11 protein-coding genes are annotated in these 12,754 nt (G+C 42.2%); 1 reads left to right on the top strand and 10 read right to left on the bottom strand.

Features of this window, described 5'->3' with window-relative positions; translation table 11 throughout:
- Positions 1-119: 119 nt before the first annotated feature.
- The 4 genes from AC787_RS24855 to AC787_RS24840 form a co-directional block, all read right to left on the bottom strand.
- Entirely contained in the window at positions 120-371 is a 252-nt protein-coding gene (locus AC787_RS24855) for a DUF3986 family protein (protein ID WP_054027648.1), read from the bottom strand.
- 204 nt (positions 372-575) lie between these two features.
- Positions 576-1,409: a carbohydrate ABC transporter permease gene (locus AC787_RS24850; protein WP_054027647.1), complete on the bottom strand. Its 834-nt coding sequence runs from the start codon at positions 1,407-1,409 to the stop codon at positions 576-578.
- A gap of 19 nt (positions 1,410-1,428) precedes the next feature.
- The gene (locus AC787_RS24845; protein WP_054027646.1) at positions 1,429-2,319 is read right to left on the bottom strand and encodes a carbohydrate ABC transporter permease; all 891 of its coding nucleotides are present in this window, start codon (positions 2,317-2,319) and stop codon (positions 1,429-1,431) included.
- 96 nt (positions 2,320-2,415) lie between these two features.
- Positions 2,416-3,804, bottom strand: coding sequence for an ABC transporter substrate-binding protein (locus tag AC787_RS24840; protein ID WP_082361202.1), 1,389 nt, complete (start codon positions 3,802-3,804; stop codon positions 2,416-2,418).
- A gap of 424 nt (positions 3,805-4,228) precedes the next feature.
- Between AC787_RS24840 and AC787_RS24835 the strand changes: the two genes are divergently transcribed.
- The gene (locus AC787_RS24835; protein WP_054027644.1) at positions 4,229-4,768 is read left to right on the top strand and encodes a hypothetical protein; all 540 of its coding nucleotides are present in this window, start codon (positions 4,229-4,231) and stop codon (positions 4,766-4,768) included.
- Positions 4,769-4,970: 202 nt separating this feature from the next.
- Here AC787_RS24835 and AC787_RS24830 read toward each other — a convergent pair whose 3' ends face one another.
- The 6 genes from AC787_RS24830 to AC787_RS24805 all read right to left on the bottom strand — a co-directional run bounded on the left by AC787_RS24830 (position 4,971) and on the right by AC787_RS24805 (position 12,419).
- Positions 4,971-5,429, bottom strand: coding sequence for a hypothetical protein (locus AC787_RS24830; RefSeq protein ID WP_054027643.1), 459 nt, complete (start codon positions 5,427-5,429; stop codon positions 4,971-4,973).
- A gap of 13 nt (positions 5,430-5,442) precedes the next feature.
- On the bottom strand, positions 5,443-5,745 hold the full coding sequence (locus AC787_RS24825) for a hypothetical protein (RefSeq protein ID WP_054027642.1): 303 nt from the start codon (positions 5,743-5,745) through the stop codon (positions 5,443-5,445).
- 424 nt (positions 5,746-6,169) lie between these two features.
- Positions 6,170-8,899, bottom strand: coding sequence for an alpha-mannosidase (locus AC787_RS24820; RefSeq protein ID WP_054027641.1), 2,730 nt, complete (start codon positions 8,897-8,899; stop codon positions 6,170-6,172).
- Positions 8,900-9,016: 117 nt separating this feature from the next.
- Positions 9,017-10,555, bottom strand: a complete 1,539-nt coding sequence (locus AC787_RS24815) for an extracellular solute-binding protein (protein WP_054027640.1) — start codon at positions 10,553-10,555, stop codon at positions 9,017-9,019.
- A gap of 52 nt (positions 10,556-10,607) precedes the next feature.
- Positions 10,608-11,471, bottom strand: coding sequence for a carbohydrate ABC transporter permease (locus AC787_RS24810; RefSeq protein WP_054027639.1), 864 nt, complete (start codon positions 11,469-11,471; stop codon positions 10,608-10,610).
- Between the two features lie 21 nt (positions 11,472-11,492).
- Complete coding sequence (locus AC787_RS24805) at positions 11,493-12,419, bottom strand: ABC transporter permease (RefSeq protein WP_054027638.1); 927 nt, start codon at positions 12,417-12,419, stop codon at positions 11,493-11,495.
- Between the last annotated feature and the right edge of the window lie 335 nt (positions 12,420-12,754).

Here is a 12,754-nt window from a genome sequence, read left to right as displayed (position 1 = left end):
GCACCGCAAAAAACCAACTATCCTTATCGTGACATCTTTACCCATAAAGAAGCATTTCGTCTGACCTAAGCAGGAAACACTATCCTGTTTAGGAAAGGCTCCCCATCCAACTATGTGAACTAGCATTTTTTTCTATATGGAAGTAAAATGCTTTCTACCCATTCATAAAATTTGTTTTCTGCTTCTTCGTAGTCACGCACATTTAAAATCACAACACCAAATAATTCATGTTTTGGCTGTGTCTTTGCAAACAAGCCTGTATCATGACTATCATCGTAGTAAACAACCCATTTGCCATCTTCAAAAAAACCAACTGCTTCTATATCATTGCCATCCTTGTAATACCCCAAGTGCCAATGGCTTATTTCCATTTATTCTTTATCTCCTTCGTTTCGGATTAATTCACCACTAAGTATAGGTTCTAAACATTACGATTTATTCAACTACCCTGCCCGGAAGCTGAATAGATACTCGTTAGCAAGTGCCTCCATTATCTAGACTCCTTCAAACACAAAAAAACATGCCCTTAGCAGGCATGTTCAATGCATAGGATAGGGTTCAAACGGCTTATATCATCACCCTTTCGTCCCGCCCTGCAGTCCAAAACCTTTGGACATAAACTGCTGGGAGAGGATATACATCACAACCGAAGGAATCGCGTACAGCACGGAAAACGCCGCTAGCTTGCCATACTCCACCATGCCGTATTGCCCAAAAAACTGATACAGCTTCAATGAAGCCGGGAATTTTTCAGGTGTCTGCAATAAAATATACGGAACAAAGAAATTGCCCCAGCTTCCGGAAAATGTGAAAATCGCTACTGTACAAATGCCCGGAACCATTAATGGCGCAACAACCTTGTGGATGCCAACAAAGACGGACGCCCCATCGACCCAAGCGGCTTCTTCCAAATCATTTGGCACCGAATCCATGAAGTTTTTCAGCATCCAAATGCCATATGGCATCGAAGATGCGACATAAAATAAAATGACCCCAAAAATATTATCATACAATTTTAGGCTTAAAAACAGTTGATACACAGGTACCATTACAGCTGTAATCGGTAAAGAAGTCATAAATAAAATCGTCAGCATAAATGATTTCTTATATTTCATTTGATAGCGAGACAATGGATAGGCTGCGAGCAAAGCTAATATGACGACGAGTATAGCTTGGCCAACTGACATGATAAGGCCAATGACATATGCACGCTGATTGACTCGATTGGTAATCACATCAACATAGTTGCCACCCGTTATTTGATTCGGTAATTTAAGCGATTGCATCGCGTTGGGATCAACGGATGCCACGAATACCCATAGAAGAGGAAGCAAGAAACAAATTCCGATCAAAGTAAGAATCGTATACGGCAGGACTCGATAAATCAGTTTACGATGTTTCGCATTCATACGAAGTCTCCTTGTACATTTACTCTTTCATCGAGCGGATATAGAACAAGCTAAGAATAATTCCAATGAACAGCAGCAATAAGGATATTGCGGTGCCGTAGCCGAGTTGATAATTAACAAAGGCTTGGTTATACATAAAGATAGGCAATGTAGTAGTTGAAGTTCCTGGTCCTCCGCCAGTCATCGCATAGATGAGACCAAACACCCCAAGCGTCTGCAGTGTTACGAGCATCATATTCGTTGTGATCGTTTCTTTAATATAAGGAATCGTAATTTTCGTTAAAATCTGCCAACCTGATGCCCCGTCTACAACGGCCGCTTCTTCAATCTCCGTCGGCACATCATCCAGCGCTGCTTGGAACACAAGCATAGAGAAAGCCGTGCCGTGCCAAATGTTCGCAAGTATGATGGTAACCATAGGAACGGTATAAAGCCAAAGGACTTCAGGAAGTCCAAAGGATGTAATAATGGCATTAAGTGTACCTTCATCTCCGAAAAAGCTGTATAGGCATAATGCACATACAATTTCAGGTGTTACCCAGCCTGCCAACACAATCGTGCCAACAACGCGCCTAAACATCTTATTTTTATGCTTCATTAGAAGTGCAATCAGAAATCCCAGCACTTGCTGACCGATAACAGCAGAGCCTATCAAGAAAACTAGCGTATTCCATATGCTGACTCTGACTGTCGGGTCTTCAAACATGCGAGTATAGTTGTCGATCCCGACAAATTTCAGCTCCTTGGCCGCTTCTCCGGTCAATGCCAAATTCGTGAAGGAATAAAAGAAGGTCAACAAAATCGGATAAATAAAAAAAACGAGCATGATCGCTATTGATGGTAGCAAAAAATAGAGCCAAGCATATGATTTTCTTTTCTTATAGAGAACATTTCCCGTCAAACTGCTCATGCATCGTTCTCCTCCCGCATGCTGAAAATCAAAAAAAGCGGCTGCTCAAGCAAATCCGCTTGCAGGGATCTGCTTGAGCAAGCAAGCTTTTCTCTTTTATTTTTCTATTACATTTTCTTTGCCGGTAATTCTTGTTACATCCAGCGCGTACTTTTTCAGTGCATCCGCAGGTGACGTGCCTGTAGTCACAGACTCAACCATCGTTTGGATTTGAGTGGACACTTCAGGATATTTATCCTGCGCTGGCCTGAACTCCGCATTTTGCAAATACTCCGTCGCGATTTCATTAAACGGCATTTTTGTATATTCAGGATCCTTTGCCACATCGGCCCGAACCGTAATGTTACCTTGAGCAATAACGAGCTTTTGGGTATTCTCTTTGTTTAATGCGTATTTAATGAAGTCCCAGGCCTCATCCTTATTCTGAGCATTGCTAGGGATAGATAACGCCCAACCCCCTGCCAGTGTAATCGATCCTGGTGCCTGGCCTTTGCTTGTCGGCATTGGGGCAAAGCCTAGAACATCCTTATATTCCGGCCAAGGCGCAGCGCCGCTTTCAAAATAGTTGCCTGTGATCCAAGAACCATCTAATGAAATGGCAAGCTTGCCTTGCGGCAAATATTCCCTCGAAGAAGTGTTTCCTGCCTGACCATTCAATACTTTAGACAGCGGGGGTCCAAGCTTCTCCTTGTTAATCGTCTCAATGAAGCTTAGCGCATCCAATATGCCCTGACTCTTAATGATCCATTTACCGGTGTCGTTATCGTATAATCTATCTCCCGTTCCATAGAGCAGCATTTCGTAGGTTTGCATCGATGTTGCTTCTCCTGTAGCCTTGCCTAGGTTCATCCAGATCGGTACAACATCCTCGCCTGCTTTTTCTTTGATCGTTCTCGCTGTACTTAGGATGTCATCCCATGATTTCGGCTGCCAATCCTCTGGCAAACCCGCTTTTTTGAAGATTTCCTTGTTATACCAGAGACCTCTTGAATCGGTGTTGTAGGGAACGCCATAGACTTTGCCGTCGCTCGCTGTAACACCCTTTTTCATCGCTTCAATAAAGGAACCGTTGGTCCAATCTTCCCAACCTTTTAATCTCTCATCCAAGGGCTCCAGAAATCCTGCACTTGCATCCGAATTCAAAATAAACGTGTCTTCCGTTACAATATCTGGCGCTGTATCCTTGGATTTCAGCGCCAATGCAATTTTGGCAAAATAATCTCCTTCGGACGCTTGAATAGGCATTGGCTTAATTTCCACATTTTTGTTCGGATAACTGGCTGATACTTCCTTAATCCATTTATATAGCGATCCTTCCTCGCCAATTCCATCATCTCTATACGTAATCGTGATCGTTTTCTTTGTCGTCTCGGACTTCCCTTCCTCTGTCTTCGTATTGCTAGGTTCGTTCGTCGTCGTTCCAGTATTGCTCGAATTGCTCGTGCAACCGAATAACAATGAAACACAAATAATCGTTGCTGTCATTAGACCAAATTTTCTTTTGCTCGCTATCACTCTTTTCCCTCCCTCAATTAGTTGCTGCTAGTCGACCCTGCAAGTCGTTTTTTAAAATGCGCTTACCAGATGTATTGTTATGCTTATTTAAAAAGCTGGAGTTATATTCGAACTATTCAACTGAAGCAGGACAATCCTTAGTATTTGACCTCTCGAATGGCATTCGCCTAAATACTTATCCTACACATATTGTTCTTCCATAAGAAAAAAGCCTTATATTATAAGGCTTTTAACGCTTTAATTATTCTATTTTTTTATTCATTAGCAGCGATGAGAACATAGATTTAGTAAATCCGCTTATTCCATCCGCAAAGTGCTGATACATCATTATTGTTGTCCTAATATGATGTATATCATGCCAAGTCCAATATCATAGGGAGGAATAGAAATTCCATTGAAAAAGCGATGTTTTAAGATAAAATGGTGTTGTCGATGTAAGTTAAAGACTAAGATAAAAAACAAAAAAAAATTCAAGCACAAACGCAAGTACAAAAAAAATATCAATATCAATCCTACTAATATTAATACTAATACTTCAAATCCAACGAATACTTCAAATCCAACGAATACAAATAACCCAACTATTAACGTTAATCCAGCAACCAGTAATTGTGAGGTTCGTAGGCATGAAGCTACTATCAATTTTACACAAAGATTTGATGCCGGGGTTTTTCCCTATTTCATTGATTTCACTGAGAATCATTATAAGGCAATGGTTGTTGTAACGATCGAACCTTCAGATTTTCCACAAGCGCAAGTCGGTGTGGAACCACGAACAGGAGCTTCTTTCCTCGTCGATATCCCACCCTCAGGGCAAGTTGCCTTTCAAATAGAGGATGTAAAATCTTTATCTATAATATCTGCTGGTGGAACTATTACGGGTAGTATCAATATTGTAAAAGATTTCTGCATTTGCTGCCCCTTGCCTGATTAAACATAGCAATACAAATATCAATCATATATCGGACAGCATGGCTGAATTTCGATAGCCGCGGATGACATCGACGTTATGGGAGGGTCTCATTCTTCGTTAATGAGGGTGTAAGGGGAATCGACGGAAAAAGAAATTTACAGCATTGCACCGAAACAAATACAGCCAGCCTCTTAAGAGGGCAGGCTGTATTTGTTTCAGGCTTTTAATTGGATGGAATGATTCGAATATCCTTATCCAAATTGGCAAGCATCATGTAATTGAGATTGAAAGTAAAGATGCGTTTTACCTGATAATAGGACATGGTCACAGCAGTGAATGCTTCGCTGAGCGAGAAATGGAGCTCAGGCCTGTCAATAAGCAGTCTGCGCGATTCCCCATCAAATTCGGGGCCGCTGGAGATGACTGCCAGTTTGCCGATACTCACCGCCTTATCAATGGCATTCAGAAAAAATTCCGCCTGCTGATAGCTGTATTCATTGCGAAGCCATTCGTGAAGATCAAATATAATGGAGTTGGTCGTCACGTAATTACGTTCAAGATCATGCAATTCCAGAAACAGGGAACGGGCTTTCACATAGCAAGGGTCTTCAGGGTTCATTAAAGCGGCTAAAGCTGTTCCATCCAGAAAAATTGGATCCTGAATGTTCAAGTGGTTATCCATATGTCAGCACTCCTTAATCCACTAGTTTGCAAATACCATCCAAATACAGAAGTGGGTTATCTTCCTTTTGCCCCACTGAGAAGGGGGTTAATTCGTATGGGCCACTTTCCAGGTATTGGACAATGACTCCATTTACGATCGCTTGCACGGTCGTATGCTGCTTATCGGCGATTGCTTTCAGCTCAACATAATGTTCCGGATTGAGTTCTATAGTGCCTTCTTCTTGTTTTTCACTTTTTGAGGAAATGAATTGGGAAGCGGTAGATTTCGCTTTTTGGAATTGATTTTGAATGAAGCGTTTGTAATTATTCACCATCGGGATTCACTCCTTATGTATCACTTTTATAAGGATTCGTCGATTTTTGTCGATTTCAGGGGGTGATGTCGGGTGGAAGCCCAGCATCTGGCTTTCTGCAAGGTGATGGGCGTCTTGGGAAAATAAAGTATTAGACTGCTGGCTTTTGTTCAATCTTTTTTTTAAGGAATACTCTATTTTTTCAAAGTCCATGCCTAATTCCTGTAAAACGAATATTTAGGACTTTGCATGAAAAAGAGCGCCTCTGTAATATGGGTGTTGGAAACGGGTCATAGCCCTTAAAATCCCATCATCCAGAAGGACGCTCTACAACGAAGTTTAAATCGCAAGCGATACCACCAAATTTATGATTTAGTTCATCTATTCGTCATCCTAGCGATACATCCTTATTTCTTCTCGCAAATACACGCAGCAATGCGCAGAATTAACGATTAATTCCGATCGTTACAATTTCACAAGCACCAATCGGTAGAGACATTTGACCGTCCGTATCAGACGGAATAGGTTGCCCATTATCTTCCATGATTGAACTTTTGTAGAAATAATAATAAGGAAGGTTAGATTTAAATTTCAATTCTGTCTCTTGGAAGTCCATGTTGTACCAACGAAGCAGCAGATCGTCTGTTCCTTCATTTATTTTCATCGAGGAGAAGGCCATCTTATTGCCTTCCCAATGGAATGGCGCAAACGTTGGTGCAATGCTGCCTTGGTGAATGTCTGTTTGGCATGAAGTCCACGGAATTTGGAACTGGTACGCTTTCGCATAGGCGCCCGACAGCACACCGTCTCCGTTATGTGGAATGATAGCCATACGGACGGTGTGCTCGCCTTGACATTGCGCTTCAGGCGTCGGGAATAAGCCCCAGTCGCCAAGCTCGCCAACCGCACGAAGCAGCGTGACTGCAATTGTATTGCGACCATCGCGCAAAACTTCGTACTCATTTAAACCTAAGTTGGCTACAACAAAACCTGCTCCTGACTCGTTGACGTCAACGAATGCTTGCTGATGCTGTGTATTGCTTGGATTTTCCCAGCTCGCTGTCGGCATAATGTCCCGCTGAGGGATTTCAAACATCGTATCAACGCGATGAACTTGCGTGTTTAGATCGGTTGGGAACAACATTCGCAAACGATGGTCGTTAGCTTGGTTGTTGAAGGTAGCGGAGATCTCCACCCCTTTACCGTTGCTGCTCAAACTTACAACCGTACGAATCTGCATCGGTACCATCCGCTCCGAACGCTGTGCTTTCCGGTGTTGAAAAGGAATCAAAGCGCGCTGCTCTTCTTCGAGCACTTCGTCAGCAGAAACAGGAATTTCCCAGTCGTGTACAATTTCTATGGAAGCTTGGTATGGATGATCCTGTATCACCTGAATATGTGCCGCCACCCCATAGGTCGTACGCGGCGTTTCACCAGCAGGCTGTTTATATATATATTCGTTGCCGATATCCCCTGAGTTTTCATAAATACCCAGATCCCGGTATATACGGCCGTTCACCTTGTCTGTCAAGTTGAATGAACCGTTATCGGCGATTTCAATCTTTATCGCATCATTTTCCAACACGCGGTCACCCGTTAGGACCCTCGAAGTAGGAATCTCAGAATCACATTTAACCCAAGCATATGTCTTCAGCCCCAATGCAGGAACATTTTCAGCTTCAAAGGTTAGCTTCACCCTGCGGCACATATACGGCTGGCGGAACTTATCCTCCGGCAGATCGTAACCAAATTGCAGTCCGAGATCTTGGGAAATGCATGGAATGGCACTCCCATTTTCATCTACGAGCATCATACCTGAAAGATCTGCCGACTTTACAATATCGCTGGCTTCCTCTTGGGTAAATCCGTCACGGAAATACACACGCAAGGCATCTAGCTCGATACTCACGACACCGGTTCGCTCCCAACCAGATGTATTCATAACAATGACGGGCAGAGCGTTGTCTCCCATTCCGGCAAAGCTCGACGTATCCACAATTTCAGCAATGGCTCGTTTGCTCTCATCAACGATCGCTTCCGCCACATGTCTGCTTTTATCGAAGCGCGTCACCATTTCTCGGTGTACTTCATCTATAGAACAGCCGCATATGCTGTCATGCGGATGGTTTTGCATCAGTGTTTTCCAAGCATACGTGAACAGATGATGCGGATATTTCTCTTCGGTTTCAAGGATATGAGCCAATGCTGCCAGCGGTTCGGCTACTTTTTCCAACATCGCTTGTCCTAACTGATTCATTTGCTTCAAATATACGCGGGCGGAAGCGGTGTTCACGAGCGTATTCCAGCCGTCTGTACGCTGACTGCGCAGCTCGCCTTTTACGATAGATAGCTCATGCCTCAAGGAGTGCTCAACAGCCTGCAAGTAATCTATAAAATTGGAATGAATAAAGGTTGTATCCGGAAAAAGCTCGCGCGCAACTTGAACCGCTTCGGGCAAATCCACCTGAATCGGCTGATGGTCGCAGCCATTCATAAAGAGCAGCTCGCCCATCGATGCGTATTTCTCAGCATCCGCCAGCTTCTTCTCCCAGTAAACCTTCGCTTCTTCGCGGTCAACAGGAATTTCAGTGCCATTATTATACCAGTTGGCAAAAAGGATACCGAGTACTTGGGAACCATCTGGTCCTTCCCATATCAGCTCTGAAAACGAAGACTCGTAATCGCCATCAGAAACGGTATTGTTAAAGCCCGTCGGCTTAACGCCACGGCCAAACAAAACATTCGTAATCCCAGACTGCTCCATCAATTGCGGTATTTGGCCTGCCAGACCGAACGTATCGGGAAAATAGCCGATCTTCGCCACCGTGCCGTATTTTTTCGCATCTTGGTGTCCGATCTGCATATTCCTTACATTAGCCTCGCCACTGGTCAAAAATGCGTCCTGCAGGATATACCAAGGACCGATCAAAATACGGCCGTCTTGAATAAATTTGGCCAATCTATCCTTTTGATCAGGTCTGACCTGAAGATAGTCCTCAAGAATAATCGTTTGTCCATCTAAAAAGAAGCTGCGGTACTTCTGATCTTGATCCAGTTTATCAAGCAGCGTGTCCACGAGCTTTACGAGACGAACATGATGCTTTTCATATGGCAAATACCATTCTCGATCCCAGTGTGTATGTGAAATGATATGTGCTGTTCTCTTTGTGCTCATCGGTTAATTCCTCTCCATATAAAATTGTCTTGGTGTAAGGAAGGCCAACCGATTCGAATCGATTGGCCTTGGTCACTTATTTAATTACAGTAGACTTGAAACGGGATGACCCATGCTTTACTTCTGTTGCGCTAAGAAGGCATCTAATTGCTTCTGATATTCGGCAAGAACCTTATCGATTCCCGCATCATTTAAGCGGCTTAGAAATTTATCTTTTACAGATGAAAAATCAACGACCCCATTCATAAGCGGACCTTGTGATGAATACTCAGACGCAATTGCTGAGATTTTAGCCAATTCTGCTTTTACTGGCTCAGTGTTAATAGAGAACCCGATAAGTGGTGTTTGTACGGCACCGTTATCCCAGGTTTTAATGACATCAAGCTGCGCAGGAGTAATGTATTTACTGAACTTGTTATACCTTAAATCTGTCCATGCCCAGCTAATCGGGAAATATTGTTTATCGGGTGAGATCCCTTCATATGAAGCGCTATTTCCGTCAGCCTTGTAGTTTACATCTTTAACACCCAAGGAAAATAAATCATAGTTTTCCTGACTACTGTGTAACCAATTGACGAACGCTACCGCTTCTTTCGGATGTTTGCTTGTTGCTAATACAGACAACAGATTATCTGCGCTAGTGAAGATATATTTGGGCTTATCCGATTCAAATTGTACAAATTCAAGCTCAGCATCAGGTATATTCGTTTTTAGGGCATCGATAATTTCAGTCGGACGCAGGATATTAGAAGGCATCGCAGCCATTCTTCCTTTCGAAAAATCTCCGTTTATGTCTTTGAACATATTAGGATCACTCGGCAGATACCCTTTTTTGTACCATTCTCTTGTTTTATTTACATATTTCTCATAAGCTTCTGAGGCATATAGGTTTTTAACTTTAAGCGGTGTTTCATTCACGTCAATATAGTAGAAGCTTCCGGTAAAATCTCCATTGGCAAAATAACTAGGCGCTAATTCTCTGACAAGTCCTCCCGCACCCCCTGCTAGAGGAGTGATCGTCGGATCATTGGCCTTAACCGCTTCCAGATACTTCTCGAAATCAGCCGAGCTTTTAATTTCCGGCAAGCCATATTTTTTACGCAGGTCACCGCGAACTTGGAAGGTGTCATTGCTTTGAGCAACAGGAACGACACGTGGAATGGCATAGGTTTTTCCGTCAACCTTTACAGCTTTCCATACAAAATCCGAAATATCTTTAAGTAATCCGGGACCGTCGCTTTGGAGAAGGTCATCAAGAGGCATTAACACATTTTTGCTTACACCTTGTGATAAATTGGAAATGTGCGTCCAAGTTAAGTCATATTTTTCTCCTGCCGCCACAACTAGACTTTGTTTGTTCGTGTACGTTTCCCAAGGTACAAAAGTATAGTTCAACTTCATATTTAAGCCATCTGCTTTAAGCTTCTCTGCAATAGCTGCATTAACGGCATCCAAATCCTTCGGCGGATCTCCCGGGAATAAAATATTTAGTGTAACTTCTTCACCCGCTGGTGTGGTTTCAGTGCTCGTTTCACCCTGCTCTTCCGACTTATTAGAAGGCGTATTCGCATTGTTTGACGTGCCGCAGCCTGCTAATAGCGTTGATACTAAAACAGTTGCCATTATGCTTCCCATAAAGAACTTGCTTTTGAACATGTTTATTCGCTCCCTTTTTATTATGATGTATAAGCTGCCCGCTCTTTTGGAATCAACCCTTGATTGAGCCGACCATAATACCTTTGACAAAATATTTCTGCACATACGGATAAACGAGAATAATCGGTCCAATCGTAATTAGGAACATCGCGAATACGATCGTTTCTGATGGCATCTGCGCAGATGCCACATTCGAATGCTGACTCATATAAGCAATCATCGAATTGATCCGATACAATAAGAACTGGACGGAGAACAGCTTCCGATCGTCAATTAACCACAGGGACATCGTGAAATCATTCCAATAGCTTAAAGAAGAGAACAGTCCTATAGTTGCTAATATCGGCATAGACAACGGAGTAATTATTTTATAGAAAATAAACCAAGGACCGGCTCCATCGATTTCTGCTGATTCTGAAAGCGCAGGTGAAATTGATTTGTAATAATTTCTAAGCAGAAAAATATTAAATGGATTTATCGCAATCGGCAGGATAAGAGCCCAAATCGTATTTTTCAAATGGAGGTAATTAGTAACTACAATGTACCAAGGAACCAGTCCTGCGCTGAATACAATGGGTATAAAGATAAGCAGGGCAATGATGTTGCGATATTTCACTTTTTGCACGGACATCATATAGCCGAGCAACGATGATAAGGTCAACGAGATGAATGTACCTACAATGGTTACGAGAATTGTGATTTTATAGGCATTCGTCACAATATTGTCTTGGAAGACAACCTTATACGCATCTAATGAAAATAAATCAGGGATGAACTTGTACCCATTCAGAACGATCGAGCTTTCGTCCGAAATGGAGACCATAATCGCTAAAATGAATGGGACCAGGGTAACCAAGGAAAAGACGATGAATACCAAATAAATGAAAATATCCAGCCAGCCAAACTTGTTCTTCAATGCAGTCACCTCTCTTGCTGTTTAAAATAAAGAATAGTCTTTATTATACCGTTTCACTGCCCAGTTGCTGCCTACGACTACAAGGAAGCCAAGGATGGATTGGCAAATTCCAATTGCAGTGATCATACCGTATTCCTGTCCGCCATTGATTAAAGCACGGTAGATATAGGTGTCGATCACATCCGTCGTTGGAAACAACAGCCCATTGTTCTCTACAATTGCATAGATGAGCGCAAAATCCCCGAAAAATATTCTCCCAATAGACAACAATGTCAATATGATAATAGTAGGAACCAAGTTTGGCAGCAAAATGTACCGAATCTTTTGCACGCGGGTAGCACCGTCTAGAGAGGCCGCTTCCATCATCTCTTCATCAATGGATGTAATAACAGCGAGATAGATAATGACGGAATACCCTACATTTTTCCATATACTTGCCGAAGCAATGATTTTCACCCAATATTCAGGTGAGGTATACCAATCAATTGGCACCCCATTGAACATTTCAATCAACTCGTTTGCAAGACCGTTCTCGTTTTTGAAAATTAGTAGAACTAATTTCCCGACAATGACGAAGGAGAAGAAATAAGGTAAAAATAGGATGCTCTGAAACCATTTCTTCATTCCATTACTCTTTATTTCATTCAATAGAACTGCGAAGACTACGGCGAGAATCGTTCCCCACAAAATTTGATTGAAATTGATCCAGAACGTATTAAATGTTATTCGCAGAAAGTCACCATTGGATAGAAAAAATTTGAAGTTATCAAACCCGCTCCATGGACTTCCAAAAATCCCCTTCACCGGATTAAAGTTTTTAAACGCGATAATGATCCCTGGGTAAGGTAAATACGTGAAAGCGAATAAGATCAAGAGTCCTGGGAGAGCCATCAGATAATAGGATCTATTCGTCCATAACTCCCTTACAAAGCTGTTGCTATTTTTCATTTTCATGTCTCCTTTCTCTCGTTGTAACCGCTTACCACATGTTAAGTGATGTTCAATTATTTGAAAATAGTCAAATCTTTTGATCCTGTTCTAATCTTGGGAAACGCTTACTTCACCATATATCACGATTGAAATCGCTTTCTATGTTCTAATATTTTGTTCATGTTCTAATCTTGGGATCGCTGCCAGCTATATTGTTTTTCGATGTTTTAAGCACTATACTTGTATCTTAAAATAGAAAAAAATCAGCTTCCAAATGAAAACGGAACTGATTCTGGGCATCGTCTTTTTCAAGTGTACGAAGTCTCTTTGGTGTATAGAAAAGTCTCAAAGGG

It is taken from the genome of Bacillus sp. FJAT-28004 (genome assembly GCF_001280845.1).
In the GTDB taxonomy this organism is placed as follows: Bacteria; Bacillota; Bacilli; order Paenibacillales; family Paenibacillaceae; genus Pristimantibacillus.
This window is presented reverse-complemented; position numbering and strand designations above follow the sequence as displayed.

Excerpts from the sequence above, each read along its gene's own strand:
- AC787_RS24850 (WP_054027647.1), bottom strand. The coding sequence starts at position 1,409 with ATGAATGCGAAACATCGTAAACTGATTTATCGAGTCCTGCCGTATACG.
- AC787_RS24855 (WP_054027648.1), bottom strand. The coding sequence starts at position 371 with ATGGAAATAAGCCATTGGCACTTGGGGTATTACAAGGATGGCAATGAT.
- AC787_RS24845 (WP_054027646.1), bottom strand. The coding sequence starts at position 2,319 with ATGAGCAGTTTGACGGGAAATGTTCTCTATAAGAAAAGAAAATCATAT.
- AC787_RS24820 (WP_054027641.1), bottom strand. The coding sequence starts at position 8,899 with ATGAGCACAAAGAGAACAGCACATATCATTTCACATACACACTGGGAT.
- AC787_RS24830 (WP_054027643.1), bottom strand. The coding sequence starts at position 5,429 with ATGGATAACCACTTGAACATTCAGGATCCAATTTTTCTGGATGGAACA.
- AC787_RS24825 (WP_054027642.1), bottom strand. The coding sequence starts at position 5,745 with ATGGTGAATAATTACAAACGCTTCATTCAAAATCAATTCCAAAAAGCG.
- AC787_RS24805 (WP_054027638.1), bottom strand. The coding sequence starts at position 12,419 with ATGAAAAATAGCAACAGCTTTGTAAGGGAGTTATGGACGAATAGATCC.
- AC787_RS24840 (WP_082361202.1), bottom strand. The coding sequence starts at position 3,804 with ATGACAGCAACGATTATTTGTGTTTCATTGTTATTCGGTTGCACGAGC.
- AC787_RS24815 (WP_054027640.1), bottom strand. The coding sequence starts at position 10,555 with ATGTTCAAAAGCAAGTTCTTTATGGGAAGCATAATGGCAACTGTTTTA.